This is a genomic window from Aureimonas sp. AU40, from assembly GCF_001463785.1.
Lineage (GTDB): Bacteria > Pseudomonadota > Alphaproteobacteria > Rhizobiales > Rhizobiaceae > Aureimonas.
Genome location: NZ_BBWL01000057.1, coordinates 27870 through 47769 on the forward strand (window position 1 = coordinate 27870; position 19900 = coordinate 47769).

General features: G+C 60.1%; 15 protein-coding genes and 1 pseudogene. 12 read left to right on the forward strand and 4 right to left on the reverse strand.

Features of this window, described 5'->3' with window-relative positions:
* Positions 1-46 precede the first annotated feature (46 nt).
* From AUL32_RS23225 to AUL32_RS23240, 4 genes are all read left to right on the forward strand, one after another.
* Positions 47-415, forward strand: a complete 369-nt coding sequence (locus AUL32_RS23225; RefSeq protein ID WP_061979045.1) for a response regulator — start codon at positions 47-49, stop codon at positions 413-415.
* Between the two features lie 110 nt (positions 416-525).
* Positions 526-3159, forward strand: coding sequence for a PAS domain S-box protein (locus AUL32_RS23230; RefSeq protein WP_062120661.1), 2634 nt, complete (start codon positions 526-528; stop codon positions 3157-3159).
* On the forward strand, positions 3156-3509 hold the full coding sequence (locus tag AUL32_RS23235; RefSeq protein ID WP_062120664.1) for a hypothetical protein: 354 nt from the start codon (positions 3156-3158) through the stop codon (positions 3507-3509). The genes AUL32_RS23230 and AUL32_RS23235 overlap by 4 nt, the downstream gene beginning before the upstream one ends.
* Before the next feature lie 413 nt (positions 3510-3922).
* The gene (locus AUL32_RS23240; protein ID WP_062120667.1) at positions 3923-4303 is read left to right on the forward strand and encodes a hypothetical protein; all 381 of its coding nucleotides are present in this window, start codon (positions 3923-3925) and stop codon (positions 4301-4303) included.
* Positions 4304-4320: 17 nt separating this feature from the next.
* Here AUL32_RS23240 and AUL32_RS23245 read toward each other — a convergent pair whose 3' ends face one another.
* A complete protein-coding gene (locus AUL32_RS23245; RefSeq protein WP_156421594.1) occupies positions 4321-6195 on the reverse strand; it encodes a putative bifunctional diguanylate cyclase/phosphodiesterase in 1875 nt (624 codons plus the stop codon).
* A gap of 659 nt (positions 6196-6854) precedes the next feature.
* On the opposite strand from AUL32_RS23245, the gene AUL32_RS26480 reads away from it, so the two are divergent.
* The gene (locus AUL32_RS26480) at positions 6855-7115 is read left to right on the forward strand and encodes an AbrB/MazE/SpoVT family DNA-binding domain-containing protein (protein ID WP_082640089.1); all 261 of its coding nucleotides are present in this window, start codon (positions 6855-6857) and stop codon (positions 7113-7115) included.
* Positions 7112-7501, forward strand: coding sequence for a PIN domain-containing protein (locus AUL32_RS23250; protein WP_061979050.1), 390 nt, complete (start codon positions 7112-7114; stop codon positions 7499-7501). The genes AUL32_RS26480 and AUL32_RS23250 overlap by 4 nt, the downstream gene beginning before the upstream one ends.
* A 199-nt stretch (positions 7502-7700) precedes the next feature.
* Here AUL32_RS23250 and AUL32_RS26145 read toward each other — a convergent pair.
* Positions 7701-7889 (reverse strand): annotated as a pseudogene (locus tag AUL32_RS26145) (IS630 family transposase); the annotation flags it as partial.
* 581 nt (positions 7890-8470) lie between these two features.
* On the opposite strand from AUL32_RS26145, the gene AUL32_RS23260 reads away from it, so the two are divergent.
* The 3 genes from AUL32_RS23260 to AUL32_RS23270 all read left to right on the forward strand — a co-directional run bounded on the left by AUL32_RS23260 (position 8471) and on the right by AUL32_RS23270 (position 10557).
* Positions 8471-9148, forward strand: coding sequence for a ParA family protein (locus tag AUL32_RS23260; protein WP_061978979.1), 678 nt, complete (start codon positions 8471-8473; stop codon positions 9146-9148).
* A 131-nt stretch (positions 9149-9279) separates the two neighbouring features.
* Positions 9280-9480, forward strand: coding sequence for a hypothetical protein (locus tag AUL32_RS23265; RefSeq protein ID WP_061978980.1), 201 nt, complete (start codon positions 9280-9282; stop codon positions 9478-9480).
* 12 nt (positions 9481-9492) lie between these two features.
* On the forward strand, positions 9493-10557 hold the full coding sequence (locus AUL32_RS23270) for a replication protein RepA (RefSeq protein WP_061978981.1): 1065 nt from the start codon (positions 9493-9495) through the stop codon (positions 10555-10557).
* A gap of 632 nt (positions 10558-11189) precedes the next feature.
* Here the strand turns inward: AUL32_RS23270 and AUL32_RS23275 are convergent.
* Positions 11190-12110, reverse strand: coding sequence for a metallophosphoesterase (locus AUL32_RS23275; RefSeq protein WP_244498023.1), 921 nt, complete (start codon positions 12108-12110; stop codon positions 11190-11192).
* A 526-nt stretch (positions 12111-12636) separates the two neighbouring features.
* On the opposite strand from AUL32_RS23275, the gene AUL32_RS23280 reads away from it, so the two are divergent.
* Positions 12637-13239, forward strand: a complete 603-nt coding sequence (locus tag AUL32_RS23280) for a GIY-YIG nuclease family protein (protein WP_062120673.1) — start codon at positions 12637-12639, stop codon at positions 13237-13239.
* A 108-nt stretch (positions 13240-13347) separates the two neighbouring features.
* Here the strand turns inward: AUL32_RS23280 and AUL32_RS23285 are convergent, their stop codons facing one another.
* A complete protein-coding gene (locus tag AUL32_RS23285; RefSeq protein ID WP_156421596.1) occupies positions 13348-14061 on the reverse strand; it encodes a hypothetical protein in 714 nt (237 codons plus the stop codon).
* A gap of 447 nt (positions 14062-14508) precedes the next feature.
* On the opposite strand from AUL32_RS23285, the gene traA reads away from it, so the two are divergent.
* Together traA and AUL32_RS23295 are read left to right on the forward strand one after the other, a co-directional pair.
* Entirely contained in the window at positions 14509-18390 is a 3882-nt protein-coding gene (gene traA, locus AUL32_RS23290; protein WP_082660056.1) for a Ti-type conjugative transfer relaxase TraA, read from the forward strand.
* 389 nt (positions 18391-18779) lie between these two features.
* Positions 18780-19664, forward strand: a complete 885-nt coding sequence (locus AUL32_RS23295) for a prohibitin family protein (protein WP_244498025.1) — start codon at positions 18780-18782, stop codon at positions 19662-19664.
* Positions 19665-19900: the final 236 nt, after the last annotated feature.

Sequence of the window (19900 nt, forward strand, 5' to 3'; positions counted from 1 at the left end):
ACCTAGCTTCTTGACGCTAGCTGGCAGATGATGAAGGGCCAAAAGCATGCGAGTTCTGAGGGTTCTGATCGTCGAGGATGAACCTCTCATCGCGTTGGATCTGCAGGATATTCTGCAGGACGCTCATCATGAGGTCGTTGGTATCGCCAACAGCATGACCACTGCGCTCACTTTGGCTGAGGCTCATGTACCGTTCGACGTTGCTATCATGGACGTCGATCTTGCCGATGGCTCCAACGGCATAAAGACAGCGCAACGTCTCCGCGACGAGCACAATGTCGCGTCGCTTTTCGTCAGCGGTCGACTGACGGAAGAGAACCGAGCCATGGCCGCAGAATGGCGACCCGTTGGCTTTGTCTGTAAGCCGTTCCTATCGAGCCAGATTCTTGGCGCCTTGGAGAAGGTCCGCATTTAGACAATCAGGTTCGATTATCACGTTGAAATTTCTCTCGGGAACGCTCATTCACCAAGCCCATCGTGCACAAGACAATCCGGGTTCGATGCGTGAGCGGACGTGAGACTGAGATGACTGATCTTCGGCCGACCGATGGGCGCGAGTTGCGCAATCGTCAGATCATCCAAAGCATTACCGAGTTCGCGATCATCGTGACCGATCGCGATGGGATTATTACGGACTGGAACACCGGCGCCGAACAGATCCTTGGCTGGACGCGGGCAGAAATGATCGGCCGATCGGCCGAGGCGTTCTTCACGCCCGAGGACCGTCTCAAAGGACAGATCGACCGGGAAATGATGGCGTCTCTTCAAACGGGACGTGGGATCGACGAGCGTTGGCATCTGCATAAGGACGGCTCATGTTTCTGGGCGTCCGGCGAAATGATGCCGCTTCTTGACGAAGCCGGTGAGCATACGGGCTTCGTCAAAGTGCTCCGCGACCGGACGGAACAAAGGCTTGCAGGGGAAGCGCTGGAAGCCAGCGAGCGGCGTTACCGTTCGCTCTACGACGCGATCGACGAAGGGTTCTGCATTCTCGACCTGCGCTTTGACGATGACGGCCATCCGATCGATTACCGTTTTCTGGAGGTGAACCCGGCTTTCGAGCGCCAAACCGGCCTGCAGGGCGTTGTCGGTCAATGGATGAAGTCGCTGGCTCCAGGACACGAGGCCTACTGGTTCGAAATCTACGGACGCATCTCCAGAAGCGGCAAAGCCGAGCGGTTCGAGCAGTTCGCCAACGAGCTCGGTGGTCGTTGGTACGAAGTTTATGCTTACCCGGTCGGTGATCGATCTGACGGGCAAGTCGCCGTCCTATTCAACGACGTGTCCCAACGCAGGCATGACATCCAAGCCCTCGCTGAGAGCGAGGAGAAGTGGCGTGGCCTGTTCGAGAACCTCGAGGAGGGGTTCATCCTGGGCAAGGTGCAGCGAGACGCCTCCGGGCGTGTCGTCGACTGGCGCTATGAGGAGGTCAACAACGCCTGGGGCAAGCTGGTGGGCATCGAACCATCGACAGTAGTCGGTCGGACGGTTCGCGACCTCATCCCTGGCGTCGAGGACGCATGGGTCAACGAGTTCGCACAGGTCGTCGAAACCGGCCAAGCCATCCGGTTCACGCGCAAGGTCGATACGCTCAGCCGATGGTATGATGGAACCTGCCAGCCTGTCGCGGGGGACCGGTTCAGCGTCATCTTTGTCGAGGTCACCGAGCGCGTTCGATCCGAAGTTCGCAGCAAAGCCCTTTTGGAACTCAGCGAAACCCTGGCGGACCTCGACGATCCAGATGCGATGCCCGGCGCCGCCGCTCGGATCATCGGGAAGGCACTCGGTGTCGGGCGCGTGGGCTATGGCACCGTTGCCGATGATGGCGAAACCTTCACCGTCCCGTCGGATTGGACAGCGGACGGCTATCCCAGCCTTGCCGGCACGTACCGAATAGATGACTACGGTGGATATGCAGAGAATCTGCGACGAGGCCGTACCGTTGTCATCCCCGACATCCGCCTGGATCCTAGAACATCATTCAACACCGGCCCTCTTGAGCGGGTTGGCGTGCGCTCGCTGATAAATCATCCGATCGTCGAGAACGGGCGAACGGTCGCGGTTTTTTATGTAAACGACGACCGGGTCCAGCCATGGACCGCCGAAGAAGTGGCGTTCATTCAGAGCGCCGCCAACCGTACTCGCGACACGGTGGAGAGGCGAAGGGCCGAAGTGAACCTGAAAACCAGTGAGGAGCGGCAGCGTTTGGCTATCGCGTCTGGCGAGGTGGGGATCTTCGACGTCGATTTGGCGACTGGTAGCCTGACCTGGGACGAGCGTGCTCGCGCCGCTTTTGGCGTGGCGACCGGTCATCTCGTTGGCCAAGCTGAGAAGCTGTCGACTCTCCATCCCGAAGACCGGGCTGCGTTCGATGCTGCCCTTGCCGCTGCGATGGAAGGTGCTCCGTTTGATCTTCAGTTCCGCACGATCGGCCTCGACGATCGGCAAGTGCGGTGGGTAAACGTGCAAGGGCAGGTCGCCGGCTCGAAGGGCGCGCAGCACTTTATCGGTGCTGTTCGGGACGTGTCCCAGCGGGTCGCAGCCGAACAGCGGCAGACCGTTCTCAACCACGAACTGGCTCACCGGCTGAAGAACACACTGGCCGTCGTGCAATCGATCGCGACGCAGACCCTGCGCAACGCACCGGACATGACAACGGCTCGTGACAGCCTGACCAAACGCATCCAGACGCTGTCCAAGGCGCACGACATCCTGCTGTCGGGGCAGACCGATGCGGGTTCGATCGACGCCATCATTCGCAGCGCCGTTGCCTTGCACGATCCGGATGAACGCATTGTGCTGCGGGGGCCAAGCCTCGATATCGGTCCCAAGGCGGCATTGACACTCGCCCTTATCATGCACGAACTCGCCACCAACGCAGTGAAGTATGGTGCGCTCTCCGTGCCGGAGGGACGCGTCCATGTCGCTTGGGTAGTGGATATCGACGAGACCACGAAGCTTCCGACGCTCGCTCTCAGCTGGCGGGAGGTCAATGGTCCTCCGGCCTCTCCCCCGACCCGAAAAGGCTTTGGAAGCCGACTGATCGAAATGGGGCTGTCAGGGTCAACTGGGGGCTCGGTCGAGCTCGACTATGCCAGCGACGGATTGAAATGCCGCATCCGCGCCTCGCTGACAGAATTGCAAGCTGACGACGCATGACCTCGGCGTTCTTTGACGATCCAGAGAACCGTATGGTTCTTCGGATCTGCCAAACCTCACCGGGCTTCATCCCGATCGTCCTCAAAGGCAAGTTGCACCCGGTCCGGGAGAGCAACATCGCTCACTATCCCGTGTCGGAAAATCTCTCGTCCGAGGACTTCGCCTTGGGGCTGGAGGTGCTGGGGTGTCGGTTAGTGAGAACAGCGGTCGATGATGTCGTAGTGCGGGAGCCGGCTGCGTTTCGAACGCCGGTATGGCGAGACCGCGCCCGACAAATCCAAGCTCTCATGAACGACTTCTGGGAAGGGCGCCAGACCGCGTTGTCGGAGTACCTGAAGCAGCGAGCCTGATACGTTGCTCGGCTCAACGCTCAAACGCAAGAGGAACCAATATGATCTCGCCGGCTCAATGCCGTGCTGCACGGGGCTTGATCGATTGGCCTGCATCCAAGCTATCCCGTCGCTCAGGCGTCAAAACCTATGACATTCGCCAATTCGAGCGTGGCTCTACCAAGCTTCGGGAACGTGAGAATGCTGCGGTTCGCTCAGTGCTAGAGGATGCAGGGATCGAGTTTATCGATGGCAATGGTGGTGGTGCTGGGGTTCGGTTCCGCGCGCCGAACAACGATGCTCAGACTTCTCAGATGAGCAGCTAAACACCCTGGCGGTCTTTTAGCTGCCGAATCTTTTCCTGAGAGAAACATCGTAGACCATGCACAGCGCCATGCCATCTTGTCGCAGACAGATGGGTTGGGAGATGACGAATGACGCCTCAGCATCGCGAGGGCCAGGCGGCGCACGACGAAGGTAAGGATAGACGCGGCAATCCCTACGATGTGAACTCAAATGAATGGATGGACTGGATGGATGGCTTCGATCAAGCCGCCACCGAGGCTGAGCTTAAGCGGAATTCCAAGATTGTAGACACGGCAGCAGAGAGCGTGGAAACGCTGACTGTCTATCGTTCCTCCAACGGCGATGACTGGATGGTGGAGCGTAGCCAATCGGGTGCCATCACAGCCGTCCTCCATCGCGCCAACCTTTCGTCAGGAGGCACACAAACGCGCATGACTGTGGAAGAGTTTTTCGAGCGAGGTAGCAGCGGCCCGGAAATAGCAGCTGTGCGATCAGCGATAGAGGGGTAGTGGCTCGGTCCTCTTTCTCACCGCAGGAGAGCCTGCTCCGCCCCACCGCGTTCTTGCTCCTTTCTGAAACTCCGCCAAAAAGCATCGGGCTGTGCCCGGCCGAGTAAAAAGCCTTGGAGATGGTCGCAGTTCTGACGCTGCAGCTCAGTCAGCTGTTGTGCCGTCTCAACCCCCTCGGCAGTCGTCGACAAGCCATAGGCTTCGCAAAGCGTAATGATCGAGCGTATGACACTGGTGGATTTGCTCGTCTCATTGATTCCCGACACGAAACTACGGTCGATCTTGATACGGGTAAGGGGTAGCTCCTTCACCATGCGCAGCGACGAGAAGCCAGTCCCAAAATCATCGAGCGCAATTCCAACACCCAAGTCGCGCAGCTCGGACAGGATCTCATTTGCCAGGGTAGGATCCGCTAAGACGGCGGTTTCAGTGACTTCCAGTTCCAACCGACACGCTGGCAAACGCGTTGCAGCCAATGTCGCCTTGACAACTTCTACAAAACCCCGGTCCCGCAACTGCATGGCCGACACATTAACGGCAACAACGAGCTCGGTAGGCCAAGAGGAGGCGTCGCGGCAAGCGGTCCGAAGGACCCAGGCGCCGAGTTCCGGCATGAGACCAAGCTCTTCCGCTAGCGGGATGAAGTGTGCGGGCGACACCTGCTTGCCGGTTTGGTCCTGCCAACGCAACAGGGCCTCATATCCGACGACAACCAGCGTGCGCGCATCGACGACTGGCTGATAGTGAAGCTCGAAGTCGTGCAGCTTCAGGGCTTGGCGAAGCTTTAACTCCATGACCCCACGCGAGAGCGCCTGGGCATTCATGCTGGGGTCGTAGATCTCAAACCGCCCTCGCCCATTCTGTTTGGCGGCATAAAGAGCAAGATCCGAATTTCGCAGGAGTTCTGCTGCCTCGCAGCCGTGGATCGGCGCGTGCGCCACCCCGACGCTGGCTCCAACGACTACTATGGCGTTGCGAACAGAAATGGGTTCGGACAGCGTCTGGACAATCCGGCAACTCAGTTCTGACGCATCCTCAATGGTCGGTGAGCCAAACTGCAAAACAGCGAACTCGTCACCGCCCAACCTGGCGACAATGCTGCCAATCGGGATGACGGCCTGGAGGCGTTCACCGATCGTGCGCAAAACCTGATCCCCAACGGCATGACCGAAAGCATCATTGACGGGCTTGAACCGATCGAGATCGATGTAGTGGACCGCTAACCGCGCACCGTAAATGAGCTGCGGTACTTCATCATCGAGGCGCTCGAGGAATTTGGAGCGATTGAACAGGCCTGTCAGGGCATCATGCCCCGCTTGATGGGCAAGCTGAAGCTCGGTCTCCCGTTGGGCCGTCAAATCGCGGGTAATTTTCGTGAAGCCAACAAGGCCTCTGTTCTCATCGTGGATCGCGTCGATCACGACATTCGCCCAAAACTTGGTTCCGTCCTTCCGTAATCGCCAGCCATCTTCAGTAAATCGGCCGTGGTCGCGGGCATGCTGCAGGTTCAGCTCAGGGATGGATCTGAGGCGCTCCTTTTCTGAGTAAAATAAAGCGAAGCTACGGCCCACAATCTCATCGGCGTCGTAACCCTTGGCTAGCCGAGCCCCCCTGTTCCAGCTTTGAACCACACCGTTCGGATCAAGCATGTAGATCGCATAATCGGTCACAGCTTCAACCATGAGACGATACATGTGATCGCTGATGGGTAGGTTCGTCACGGTCAGTCTCCGATTTGCTTCCAGAGTTAGCACGTGTTCGTGACCGGTCGGTTTATATCGTCTACAGACTTCGCCGATCGCGTCGAACTCACTTCTGCGATCGCGATCCGCTGCGAAGTCCTTGCGAGCCAAGCGCTCGGATGGGGCCGAATGCTTGGGCGTGTAGTCCAACGTAATCTCCTTGCACCTGTCACGCCCAGGTCGCGCCTAAGAACCGCAACGTCCCGGAACTCACTCTAGCCAACATGAAGGCTGACGCCGTCTTGATGGCGCGTCTTCTCCATATAGGTCGGGTGCCGGTCCATCGTCGAGGAGGCCAGCATCAGCCCGGCCCCCGGTTTAGCCTTTCGTTTTGGGATCGTCATGACATAGCCATAGCCAAAGGCTCAGGGGTCGTTCATGGTCTCACAAATCCGCTAGCGACCGATCAGGTCTGGGCGGCCCTCCCGCTCGTCCGCACATTGTCGCCCTCGCCGAGCGCCGAGGGCGCTTGCAAGCTGCAGGCGACCCCGGATCAGCTCGGGTTTGGTATCCAAAACGGTAGAGGCGTCTACGAACCGTTGGAGCGCAAAGCGGGTTGAAGTCCCCTCCCCTTCCAGAATCTCCATCCATCAAAAACATGCTTTGCAATGCATGCTTACTTTTGGACATGGTCATAATCGTTCTTTTCTGGCCATGGCGCGAGAAGCGATGACGCCCGCTGTTGGCCTTTGTCATCGCGTACGCCGTGGGTTTTATGATATCATGGACATATGGCACACACATGCTCATGTTCCTACAATGCCATTAACGCGGCAATGTCATCTTATCTCACTCTGAGAACAAACGTAATGTCAAAGACTGATTTTGTAACCGATGTGCGCGTTGGCCCAAACGGCAGATTGGTCCTTCCTCTTCCTGTGCGAAAAGCCATGGGATTGTCTGGGGATGCGCGGGTGATCTTGACCGTTGAGGGCGACGAGGTTCGCCTTTCCCCGATCAAGCATGTGGTTTCCCGCTTGCAGGGTTTATACCGAGACAATGCCACCAAAGATGCTGATTCAGATGCATTCCTTGTGGAGCGGCGCTCAGACGATGGCCTCTCACGTTGAGCGCACTTGTCGTCTTTGACACGTCGGCCGTGATTGCTCTTCTGCGCGACGAGCCTGGAGCTGACAAGGTGGCGTCGTTGGTCGGCCAGGCGGCTATATCAGCGGTCAATCTGCAGGAACTCGTCAAAAGCCTGCTTCTGCGCGGGCTGGCCTTGCCCATTATCGAGGAGATCGTCTCGGACCTGCGTATGGAGATCCATGACCACGATCGAGACGCGGCCTTTGCCGCAGCGACACTGGTCGAGGCGACCAAGACTTATGGCAGCGGCTTGGGCGACCGGTCCTGCATGGCGCTCGCGATTAAACTCGGGGTGCCCGCCCTCACCACTGACAAGGCATGGACTCAAATTCGCGTAGAGGGCCTTCGCGTAGAAACGGCTCGATAGATGGTTTGCAGCATCAACATCTGACACATCGAGTCTATTGCTTCAGATCAATAAAAATAATTCTATCCAGAAAAATACTGATGATCCGGCTGTTAATTTATATATATTTCCCCCTTTTTTTATTATAAATTACATTTCAATAACGAGCGCTGATCAGAACCGATGCGCTCAATCGCGCATGCCGATGGAGATTATTCCCTCAAGGCTGATTGACGAGCTTGTTCCAGGTTCTGCAACAGTGGGCGACGATGTCGTCGTAGTCGTTGAAGACGCGGTTGGAGAGTCAGTTGTCGAATAGGAACTGCCAGACGTTCTCGACCGGGTTCAGTTCGGGCTCTTGCGGCAGCAGGAAGAGCAGCGTGCTATTGGCGGGCACGACGAGCTTGGGCATCCTTATGCCAAGACGACGCTGCATCTCATGCAACGCGATGTCATCCCTGCTGTCGACCAGGTTTCGCAGGAACTTGGCCTCCGCTTCGATGCGACCTGAGCGGTGGTCCCGCCCACCGGCAGCGGATCGCTCCGGCCAACCCGATCCTGCGAACGCCAGCGCACCGCTTTTGCGATCGCGATTCCAAACCACTCGGCCGTCGCATGGGTCGAGGCGCCATCGCACATCGCCCGCAAAACTCGGTGCCGAAGATCAATCGACAGTGCTCTTGCCATCCCTGCTTCCTGCCAAGAAGCGATTAGAATCATGGATCAATTCGCGACTCTACCCGCCAGGAAAACGCTCTAGCATGAGCGAGCTGCATCGGAAATGTCGAATTAGTTCTCAGTTCCATCTGACAAGGAACTGAATTGGAATTAAGTCAGAACCGACCTGGAACCGATTCGGAACTCACTTCCTTCTGGACAGCATGCTAGTTCTCAGCTAGTTCCTTTTGGCTTCTGTGTCGGTTCGTGGTCGCTTTCTGGTAACCACATTTCGGCATCATGGCTGTTGCGAACCGTAAGGGAACTGAGAAGATGCCGGTGATTGTCCTGTGCTCAACAAAGGGTGGCGTTGGGAAATCCACAACTGCTCTCCTGCTTGCGCAGGTGTATGCTGAGGCCGGATCGAACGTGACATTGATCGACGCCGATCCCAACCAACCACTTGCCACCTGGGCTTCACGCTTTGCGAAGAGCGTTCCGAAGCGTCTCGAGATAATCGGTGACGTCACCGAGGAAACGGTCGTTGAAGTGATTGACGATGCGGCTGAGCGCAAACCGTTTGTGATTGTCGATCTTGAGGGATCGGCAAACGTGACCGCGAGCTATGCAATCTCACGCGCCGACCTAGTCCTGATCCCAATGCGCGGGAAACAACTCGACGTAGATCAGGCGGCAAGGGTGGTTTCACTGATCGAGCGGGAAAGTAAAGTTTTCAGGCGCCAGATCCCTTACCGGGTTATGTTCTCGATGATCGGTATGATCCAGAGCCGAGAGCAGAAGCACATCCGCACAACGCTCGATGAGAAGGGCATTCCGGTGTTGGATAGCGCTTTGTTCGAACGTGCAGCCTTCAGCGCTATCTTCCAGATTGGCGGCACGATATTCGACCTGACTGTCGAGGATGTCTCTAATCCAAAAGCGGCTCAAGAGAACGCAACCGCTGTTGCCCAGTCCGTGATTGCAGCACTCAACGAGGAGAACGCACGATGAGCCGTGAACGCATCCCCCTAGATCTGCCAGACGTCACAAGCTTCCGCCCGCGGACTGAACGTCCCGCCCTACCGTCACCAGAGGTGGTTAAGGCTGCGGAGAAGGCAGGTTTCCGAACTCGACATGCTCCCATGCCGAACGCGAAGGCCGAACCCACGAAAGAAGCCTTCGATGCTCGCGCGCTTCGCCGTTCGAACCGCACTGCCAAACTCAATATCGCGACGTCGCCAGAGGTGCGGGAGCGCTTCTGGAGACTGGCTCAGCAACATGACCTTTTATCCGGAGAAGAAATGCTCGTCGCATTGATGGATGCTTTTGAGCAGGCCTCGTAAGGAATCTCTTCGATGTCAAAGATTGATAGCGTCAGTCTGTCCGACAAGCTCGGAGCCATTCGCGACGAAGATTTACTCGCTGAATTAAGAGAGTTCGAGGGTCGCAGCACCTACGCTATCATGGTCAAAGAGCTGACGCGCCGACAGGGCAAACGCGATCGGGAGGCGAAGGCTGCACAAGCTATCGAGAAGCTCCCGGTTGGCGTCCGTCGGCGCGCTCGCGCTCGTATCCAAGTCGAAAGCGAGAAGCCATCAGCCGATTATCTCCGGTTTCTCCCAACCCCTCTAGCCATCTGCAGCCTACCTTATCGAGCGCTCCCCGCAGATGTGACACGCTACGAGCGCCGACAGGGCAAAATGTCCTTGGTGGTTTCGTCCGGCACACTCATGGCTCCGAACGGAGAGTGGACTCCTCAGCCGGTTCCCTGGGGACCGAAGGCGCGTCTGATAATGGCTCACCTCTCAACGGAAGCTCTACGGAACCAGAGCTCCACCGTAGAGACTGGCGCATCGTTCTCGGAGTTTATGCGCGAGATCGGCTTCGAGCCGACCGGAGGCAGGGAAGGGAACATCCGCCACTTCAAGGACCAGCTTAGGGCCTTGGCCGCATGCCGTATGACGTTCGGTGCGTGGGATGGCCACCGCTCCGCGACGATGGAGATGAAGCCGCTTGAGAAGGTCGAGCTTTGGTACGAGGGCCATCCGGATCAACGCAGCCTTAGTCCCAACACTATCCAGTTCTCCGAGAGTTTCTATAACCAGCTGAAGAAACATGCTCTGCCTATCGACGTTCGGGCTTTGAAGGCCTTCTCGAACTCTGCGCGCAAGCTCGACCTACTTTTCTGGATCACCTATAGGGCCACCCGCCTAGACGAACCCCTGATCCTAGACTGGAAACCTCTGAAGGAACAGTTCGGAGAGGGGATCTCGCGCGACCGGAAATTCCGCGAGCAGCTCACCGAGGATCTTGCTGCTATCAAAGAGGTTTTTCCAAAACTCCAGATAAAGGTCACCACACAAGGGTTGGAGATGAACCCTACGGACCCCTCCCTTTTAGCTCTTCCAAAAAAACGTTAAATTTCAGCACTTTAAGTTCGCATGTTCGGGGGCACCCCCTAAAGAACTCACGCATGTCCGGGGGCGCATAGCCCCACGCATGTTCGGGGGCGGCCTAATATAAGACAGGTCAAACAAAATCAGTGACTTATATAAACATTACGCATGTTCGGGGGCGCTTCCACGCATGTTCGGGGGCGGTTGGTCTGAGTGACACGCATGTTCGGGGGCGCTCGTACGCATGTTCGGGGGCGTTTCCACGCATGTTCGGGGGCGCCCCTATATAAGGAACAGAAATATTCAGAAACGTCTCCAGAAAACCACCTTCAGAATCCTGTCAGAATCCCAGAAATACAGCTTCGATGAAAAAACCCGTGAAAAGCGAATAACGGGCCAAGGAATGCATTCCATAAATTTTTGCGAGCCGGAGGTGCCTTCCCCTACGAACGAGCGCCTACAGCCATTTTCAAGAGAATTAGACGTATCCCACGGTAGACCGCCTCATATTCTTCTCGAATCCGGAAAATAAGCCGTTCAGAGAACGAATGGTTGCGAAGCGGGTGCTCCGGATCATGCAGCATCCGACCGATTTACCACCGCCGGCAGTTCCGTGATCCACTGGATAAGCGATCAATTTTGTATCGATCAGGTCGTTAGTCCTCCTCGCCCCAGATTTCGTCCATGAACCGCTTCTCTTCCTCCCAGGTGGTTGGGGCGTAAGGTCCCGCTGCCTGGGCCATGGCGAGGACCGGAGCCAGGCGGTCGCGGATGCGGATGGGGTCGCAGATCTCGCGCGCTGGCATCGTCAGGGCGGGGTCGAAGCTTGAGTTGCTGAACCGCGTCCCGGCGGGGTTGCACCGAATAAGCGTGCCGCTCGCAAGGGCCATCTGGACGCTGTGGTGCAGGTGCCCGTGCACCCAAAGATCGATCCGACCGGTGTCGAGGAGAGGGGACAGATCGGAGGCGCCGTTGCCGGCCAGGAAGGTGCCGTGGTCCTGCGGCGGCACGCAGTCGGGATGGGGGGCGTGATGCGTGACGACGACGAGCGGCTCGGGTCCGGTGTGGGCGTCGATCAGCTCGACGAGGCGTGCCCGCTCGATCCGGTGCTGCGCAACGGTGGCGCCGATCGTCAGCAGGGCCGTGCCGGGTCCGTGTTCGACTTCCTGTTCGACCCGGATCGCTTCGCCGGTCTCTCCGTCCGGCTTCACCGTGTCGCCGGCGAGCGCGTAGTCGCTCCACAGCGTCGTGCCGACGAAGCGGCATCCCGCCAGCGTCACCGCATCGCCCTGCAGGAGGGTGACCCCGTAAGCTTCGGCAGCTTTGCGGGCAGCGGGCAACCGCTCGCCCAGCACGCTGTTCCAGTGCTCGTGGTTGCCCAGCACGCAGACCACGGGCTTCTGCCCGGCCAGGCGCCGCAGGACGCGGAAGCCATGCGTGGGATCGGCGCGCCAGACGTCGCCGGCGCAAACCAGGACGTCGAAGTCGGGGGGCGTGGGCGCGAAGGCATCGGGGTGGGGAAGGGTCTCCAGATGGAGATCGGACAAGATCCAAAGCCAGGCGATCGTGTTGGTCATCCGCGTCATCCGATGGCGTGGGGGGCGGCGGCTCTCGCCAGCGCTCTTGTTCCGCTTCGAGACGCCTCGGATCGCGTCCGATGTCGGCCGCTGGACCGGTCCCGACGGGCGGGTGCCGACGCAAGCGGTTTGTCACCGGCGCGACGCTCAAAGAGCGGCATCAGGGCATCGTGGTGTCGGCCACGCAATGGCCACCCGAGAGCGATGTGGCGGTCGTCGACGCGGGAGGGGAGGGCGCATCCGCCGAACGGCCGGATGCTCGCCGCGTGGTCGCACACAGGGTCGGACAGGGGGAAGGCGGAACGCTGTTGATCCTCGGCCTGCAGCATGAGCCCTCGTCCTTCCATCCAAGGCCAGGCAAAGCGTAGCGGCTGACGGTTCTTGGCGCCACCAGGATCGGCGCGCGATCCGATGCATCGGCCACATCGTGGACGCGAAGGTTCGGGCCCGATCGGAGCGATGCGGTTGAGAGAACGAGACAGGGAGGGAGAGGGGGAACTTCGTTCAGGAGAGAGAGGAAGACCCCATGCCCTGTTTGGCCTTTTTGGAACCGCATGAACTGGCGATCGAAGACCTGTCGGTGGACGGCAGCCTGTTGTTTGACGAGGAGGATCTGCGCTCGCTTGATGATGCGCGTCTGTGTGCCTACGCGATGGGTTACGCAGGCACGGCGGGCACGTTCCACGACGCTCCGGATCCCTACGCTCCGACGTATTGGGTGTACGCGATCTGCCGACCGGATGGGACGCCGTTCTATGTCGGGATGACGACGTGTCTGGAGCGTCGCTGGCAGGAGCATCGCGCCAGCATCGACGAGTTGCCAAAGCTGCGTGAGGATCTGGCCGGTGAGCCCAATCCTCACGCCGACACGGTGCTGAGGTATCGTCGGATCCAGCAGATCGCGACCTACCTCGCAGACGGCACGGGGCCGATCTTCCGGCAGCTGGGCGAGGCGGGGTCGTGCAAGGAAGTGCTGGCGCTGGAAACGACCTGGGTGCACCGGATGACCGCACAGGGGCACAAGCTTCTGAACCCCGGCGAACACCGGGCCATTCCCAAGCACTACCGCAGCCATCGCCGCTACGAGCGGAAGTACCATTGCGACGCCGCTCAGGCCGGGACGCGGTGAGCGATCCCCTCCGATCCGTTCGGGATGGGCATCGGGGCAGGGAACAGGACGAGGAATGGGCCAGGGAACGGGCCAGGGAACGGGACGGTGGAAAGCGCTTTCGCCGTCTCAGTCGCTGGCGTGGGCAAGCGTCTCGAGAGCGGCGGCGAACTCGGTGGCGAGGAGGGGCTCGCAGCGTTCCGCCTCCTCACGCCGTTGCCGGGCTCGCATCCTCTCCTCGACCCACCGCTCGGTCGCCTCGTGCAACCCGGCAGACGCGCCAGCCTGAACCGGATTCTCCGTGTCACCGCCGCCAGCTTGGTGAAGGGCGGCCTGCATCAGCATGGCCAGGCGTCCCGCCGCCTCCGGTTCGTTGGCTCGGCCAACAGGCCGGAGCATGCGCTCGACGATGTGAAGCAGGGGGAGCGACCCATGCTTCATCCAGCCCTCCAGAACAAAGCGCAGGTGCAGGGACACGGATGCCAGTTCGTCGAACCCGACGCGGCCATCGGCATCGGTCTGCAAACTGAGAACGCTCGCCATGCGCTCGGCGCCCATCCCGAAAGCGGCCTGCAGGATGGCGGGATCGAACACGTCGATCGCCCCTTGGTCAGAGGCATGCAGTCCGATGCGTCGCTCGCGAAGAGCCTGATCGATCCAGCGATCGCAACGAGGGCCGACGGGGCCACGCTCGGGCATCAGCCAGACGAAGCACTTGGTGTCGTAACGCGAGTCAAACCCGCACGTGATCTCATGCTCGTCCGCGAAGGCGAACGCCCCGCCTTCTCCCGTTTCCTGGCAGACACCGGGCTCGCCACGAGCAAATCGCCGATAGGCGTCCATGGGAGCGTCCTTCATGCGGTGGCTCCTTCCCTTTGCGTCGGGTTCTCACTGCGGTTTTTCGGGCTCGCTCGGACGAGCAGCGGATCGTGCCTCGACATCCCGGCGCGTCAGCACGAGCGGCGTGTCGAAGGCGCCCGCCCGCCGGCTGCTTCTTTCCTGTTTTCTTGGCCAATCTGACCGGGGTTTGGAAGCTGCTCAAAGGGTGTTTCGCGGCGATCCCGGCGACGCATGCCGTGCCTCGCAGGACCCGGCTGTTTCCTCTCTTCTGTTTTTTCCTTTCGGTCGCTTTGCTGCGGAGCGACCGCTTTCAAACGGAGACCGCTTCGCGGTCGCGCTGGCATCTAGTAGCGAAGCTAATAGCGCACTTAGCTGTTGCTTTTCGCAACAGACCCTTGCTAGGCTTCAAAACATGCCGCTGACGCGGCCTTTTCGCGTTTTGGGTACGGTTTGGCGATCTACAGTTTCCGCCAGTCTGCGATTTCGGGGGGGTACGGCCAATCGGCCGTGGCCGCTGCTGCCTATCGTCACTCCGTTCGTATGGAACGTGAGCGCGGCAATCAGATCGAAGATTATTCCCATAAGAAGGGGACCATTCACTCCGAGATCGTCCTCCCGCCCAATGCGCCAGGCTGGCTGCTATCGGCACTGCACGTTCGGACCTACGATCCAGACTCCGCTGCCAACCGGGTCGAAGGCCCAGCCGCCGCTGTGGCCTCCGAGGCTCTTTGGAATGCGGTCGAGACCGGGGAGAAGCGGCGGGACGCCCACTACGCCACGGAACTGGTTCTGGCGCTTCCGGTCGAGCTGACGCGCGAGCAAAACATCGAACTCGTTCGCGCCTTCATCGAGCAGAACTATTCCGCCAAGGGGCGGGTTGCGGATTGGGCCTATCACCTTCCGGAAGGGCGCGAACACAATCCCCATGTTCACATCCTTTCGACCGTCCGACCTCTAACAGAACAGGGGTTTGGACCGAAGGCGACGATTGCCTACAACGAAGATGGAGAGCCGCGCAAAACCGCCCGGGGCGATGTGGTCTACGAGAAGTGGTCGGGGACCAAACCCGAGCTTTATGCGATGCGCGCGTCCTGGGCCGAGGAGGTGAACCACGCTCTCTCGATCGCAGGTTACGACATCACCGTCGATCATCGCTCCTTCATGGAACGCGGCATCCACGAAATCGAGCCGACGCTCCACCGCGGCAAGACCCATCACATGCGGGAGATCACCCCCGAGCATGAGGTTCCCAAGTTCGATCAGGAAGACCGCGCCGCGAACTTCCAGGCGTTCTGCCAGAACCCCTCCCTCGTGCTCGAACACATCACCCGCGAGCAGTCGACTTTCGACACCCGCGACATCGCCAAGGTGCTTCACCGCTACGCCGGTCGAGGAAACGACATCCAGGGCCTGATGCAGCAGGTCGGAATGCTCCCCGAACTGGTGACGGTGCAGGCTCAAATCCACGATCCCGAAAGCGATCGTATCGTCCAGCGCGAGCGCTTCACCACCACCGCCGTTCTGGAACGCGAAGCCCTTTTGCAGGAGCGCATCCACTCCCGCCATCATGACCACAGCTTCGCTGTCGCGCCCGAGGTTCGCGAGGCCGCGTACCTTCGATCCGAGGAAGCCCAGGGTTTCTCCTACTCGCCCGAGCAACGGGCCGCCATCGAGCGCCTGACCCGGGACGAAGGCGTCGGCGTCATGGTTGGCATCGCGGGCGCCGGCAAGTCCACTGTCATGCGCGCGGTCAACGAGATCTACCACTCCGAGGAAACCCGTGTTTGGGGCGCGGCGCTGGCCGGAAAAGCCGCTGACAATCTCCAGCAGTCTTCCGGCATCGCGAGCCGAACCCTGGCCTCCTGGGAAAGCTCATGGTCGCGTGGCTTCGATCACCTGAACAAGGGCGACGTGTTCGTCATCGACGAGGCCGGAATGGTCGCGTCCGCGCAGATGCTGCGGGTGATGGAACGCCTGGACGAGTTCGGCGCCAAGGTCCTCCTCGTCGGTGACGCTCGCCAGCTCCAGCCGATCGAAGCCGGCGCCGCCTTCCGGTCCATCGCGCATGAGGTCGGTTACGTCGAACTGACCGAGGTTCGCCGTCAGGAACGCGACGATCATGCCCAGGCCAGCGTCCTGTTCGGCGCGGGGCAAACTCGCTCCGCGCTGAGCATCTACCATGGCAACGACGCGTTCCAATTCCACGAGTCTGTCAACAGCGCCTATCAGTCCGCCATCGAGGGTTGGAAACATGATTGGACTGCCGGCGCCGATGTCGTGATGTTGGCTCACACGAACCGGGACGTGTTGGCTCTGAATGCCATGGCTCGCGAAGCCATCAGGCTCGATGGTGGTCTGGCTGACGGCGAGCGTTTTGTGACCGCGCGGGGCGTGCGCGAGTTCGCGGTTGGCGATCGCGTGCTCTTCCTCGAAAACGACCGACATCTCGGCGTGCGCAACGGCACGATCGGCATCGTGGAAGAAATCGTGGAAGGCCGCCTCAGCGTGTCGGTGCCGGATCGTCTGGAGCCCGTCACCGTGTCGCGGGAGGGCTACAACAACATCGACCACGGCTACGCCACGACGATCCACAAGTCGCAGGGCGCCACACACGACCGCGTGCATGTCGTCGCGAGCGGCATGATGGACGCCCAGCTCTCCTATGTCGCCCTGTCGCGTCATCGTGAGGAGGTCACGATGCACGTTCCGCTGGATGCCTTCACGCATCCCTCGCGGCCTGAGCTGGCGACCCCCGATTACGCCCTCAACCGTCTGGCCATGGACCGGCTGAAGGACACCTCGCTCGATTACGCCCCTACGCTCGACTACACGCAAGCCAGACAGGCTCTGGATGAGCGTCGGGCCTACGAGCAAAGCCTGGCCGGTCGCTTCGATGCCTTCCTCGAACAGCGGGGCTTGCCGCATCCCTCCGACGTGCTCCAATCCGTGCGCGAGTTCGCGAACCAGTTCTTCGAGCGGGGACGCGCCATTCCCGCGCACGAGCAGATCCGCCTTCCCATGGAGCGTACCGTTCCCGAACGCGACCCTTCGCATCAGTTCGAACCGGGCGAAGAGCTGCGTCATGCCCTGAACCGGCTGGAGCATGTTCAGTCCCATTCCGCCGCCATGAACCACGAGGGCCTGGCACGGCGCTCGGCCTTCTTCACTGCCGAGAACGAGCTGACGCGATCGGTCACGGCCGAGCCGCTTCGCGCCTATGCGGAGACGGTCGCAGCGATCGTTCCGCCCTCTCTCGTCGTGTCAATCGGTCCCCACCTTCCCGACGCGCAAGACGAGCCTCGGTTGGCGCACCTGTCGCCGCCGGTTCTGGACGCTCTCCAGGCCAATTGGCGTGACGTCCACGCGGTCTCGCGAGGGACCTGGGAGCTTGGCCTTCTGGAAACCGTGCGTGCCATCGATACGAGCTACCGTCAGGAACGAGAAGATCGCTCTGTGCTGCGAGACTACGAGCGGATGGTTGCGGACCAGCTCAAACGGCACGAACGCGTTCCTGAGCCCGTTTTGGAGCCTTCCGTGCCGGTCGCGCCTCGACGCGACTTCCTTCCCGCCGTGACGTCATGGTTGCTCAGCGTCGATCAAGTCGTCGCCCAGGCCGTGGCGCGTGATTCAGACGTTCTTTACTTCGAGACGCTTGTACGCAAAACGGCTCTCCATGTTTGGCGCGACGTTGAAAGCGCATGGGCTCAGGCCAAAGCGGAAATTGTTGCCTCTCCGAACAACGTGATGGTGACCATCAATCGGATCGAACGGGAGCCGCAGAGCTTTGGTGAGCTGCTGGGAGGTCGGACCTGGCTGCTTCGCCCCGATGCCGAGCGTCAAGCGGCGATCGAGCATGTGCCTCGCCTTGGGTCCATCGTTTACGAATACGCTGGGTCGCTTGCCAGAATGGAACCGATAGTGCGCGAGCGGGAAATCGCGTGGCGCCAAGCCATGCGGCAGCCGCTTCCGGCCCTGTCGCGCGACGCTCGCTCCCTTCTGGACGACCTCAATCAAGCCCATTCGATGCGGATGTCCGGCAAGCGGGAGCAGTCCCAGGAATTGTCTTTGAAGGCGCTTGAGAACAAGCCGGCGTGGGAGGAGCTACAAAGCTGGAGCCGCGACCTCTCCAGCCGCCTTACCATGCCCGACGCCATCCATCGGATACCCGGCCTGTCGCGCGAGGATCAAGCCACTGTCCAGCACACCATCGAGGCTGTGAGCGTCGCCGAACGTCAGGCCGATGCCGCGCAGAAGCATGAGCGTTTGCGCGTGTGGCAGATCGAACAGGAGCGCATCTATGGACATGAACGCGGGCACCAGTGGGAGTACTAGGCCGCAACGATCGCACCCTTTGCCCTCGCAACTTCCCGCGCAACAGCTCTACAAGCCCGAATTGTGTTCCCGAGCTAATTGAGTTCTCAACGCCGTCCAATCGTCAGAGGGGAGATTTCAAAAAGCGCGACCCACCTGACTCGACATCACCCTCCGGCTCGGCCGTCTCCTGGTACACCGCTGCTGGCCCTTAACCCGCTGTTCGTCGCCCAGCATCCTCGACCTCCGTCACCAAAAAAGCCCGCGACGTAGAGTCGAGTTCAGACGCTGATAGGCCCTAGCCATTCGCGCTGGGAAGCGTCACCTTGGGAAACCCAATACAACCCTGAGGCTAAAAATGGGTCTGAGAATCGTCGGCGCCCTCGTTGTGACAGCCGTCATCATCATTGGTGTTCAAGCTATCTATAAATGGGCTCGGGAGAAGACGCGTGATCAGTAAGATTGCCTTTGGCGTCGGCGCTGCGCTTCTCATTCTGGCAGTGTTCGGATCGTTCTACACGGTGGACGAAGGCGAGCGGGCCGTCGTGCTCTACAACGGCCGCGTCAGCGAAGTCGCGGAGCCAGGTCTCCATTACAAGATCCCTGTGGTCGAGGAGACGGTCCCGATTTCCATCCGGCAGGAGAACTACCGGTTCGAGCACGTCACGGCCTACAGCCAGGACCAGCAGATCGGAACGCTCGTCCTGTCGGTGAACGTTCAGCCGACCACGAGCGAGGTGGCGCGGATCTACAGCGAGTTCGGGTCGGTCCAGGCTATGGTGAGCCGTGTTCTGGCGCCACGCGTCAACGAGGAGGTGAAGACCATCTTCGGGGGCTTCACAGCGGCCAGCGCCATTCGCGACCGGGGCAAGCTTAACGCCGATATCGAAGCCGCGATCCGCTCGAACATCGAAGGCGCACCATTCCAGCTGATCTCTTTCCAGCTCGAAAACATCGACTGGTCGGACAGCTATGAGCAGGCGGTGGAAGCCCGCGCAACGGCCGAGGCCGGAGTCGCAACACAGCGACAGACCTTGGAGCGCGAGAAGGTCCAAGCCGAGATTGCCGTGACGCAAGCGAAGGCGCGGGCTGACTCCTCCGTGGCCGAAGCCAAGGCGCGTGCGGAGGCCACGCGCCTGGCCGGTGAGGCGGAGGCTGCTGCGATCCGCGCTCGTGCTGCCGCCTTGGCCGACAACCCCAACCTCATCGAGTTGACGAAGGCAGAACGGTGGAACGGGGCCTTGCCCACGACCATGGTTCCCGGCACCGCGACACCGTTCGTCAATCTGCGCTGAGCATCAAAACCTGTTCAGGCAAGCCGTCTCTGGCGTACGTCCGACCTTCGACAGCTCTTTGGTGCGGTGTGTCTTTCCAGAATGAGCAGACGGTCACCGCTGGCAACGTTTGGCACACCTAGGATCTGATGATCTGGGTGTCTCCGTATGCTCTCCAGCGGCGGTGGACTACCGGCTCAAGCCGCCACGTTTTGGCGCGGCTGGATCTTCAGCAGCGCTTCGCGCTTTGCCTCGCC

What these genes read in the sequence shown, in the direction of transcription:
- AUL32_RS23235 (WP_062120664.1), top strand. Translation starts at nt 3,156, where the DNA reads ATGACCTCGGCGTTCTTTGACGATCCAGAGAACCGTATGGTTCTTCGG.
- AUL32_RS26480 (WP_082640089.1), top strand. Translation starts at nt 6,855, where the DNA reads ATGTCAAAGACTGATTTTGTAACCGATGTGCGCGTTGGCCCAAACGGC.
- AUL32_RS23265 (WP_061978980.1), top strand. Translation starts at nt 9,280, where the DNA reads ATGCCGAACGCGAAGGCCGAACCCACGAAAGAAGCCTTCGATGCTCGC.
- AUL32_RS23280 (WP_062120673.1), top strand. Translation starts at nt 12,637, where the DNA reads ATGCCCTGTTTGGCCTTTTTGGAACCGCATGAACTGGCGATCGAAGAC.
- AUL32_RS23230 (WP_062120661.1), top strand. Translation starts at nt 526, where the DNA reads ATGACTGATCTTCGGCCGACCGATGGGCGCGAGTTGCGCAATCGTCAG.
- AUL32_RS23240 (WP_062120667.1), top strand. Translation starts at nt 3,923, where the DNA reads ATGACGCCTCAGCATCGCGAGGGCCAGGCGGCGCACGACGAAGGTAAG.
- AUL32_RS23270 (WP_061978981.1), top strand. Translation starts at nt 9,493, where the DNA reads ATGTCAAAGATTGATAGCGTCAGTCTGTCCGACAAGCTCGGAGCCATT.
- AUL32_RS23285 (WP_156421596.1), bottom strand. Translation starts at nt 14,061, where the DNA reads ATGGACGCCTATCGGCGATTTGCTCGTGGCGAGCCCGGTGTCTGCCAG.
- AUL32_RS23225 (WP_061979045.1), top strand. Translation starts at nt 47, where the DNA reads ATGCGAGTTCTGAGGGTTCTGATCGTCGAGGATGAACCTCTCATCGCG.
- AUL32_RS23260 (WP_061978979.1), top strand. Translation starts at nt 8,471, where the DNA reads ATGCCGGTGATTGTCCTGTGCTCAACAAAGGGTGGCGTTGGGAAATCC.
- AUL32_RS23275 (WP_244498023.1), bottom strand. Translation starts at nt 12,110, where the DNA reads ATGACCAACACGATCGCCTGGCTTTGGATCTTGTCCGATCTCCATCTG.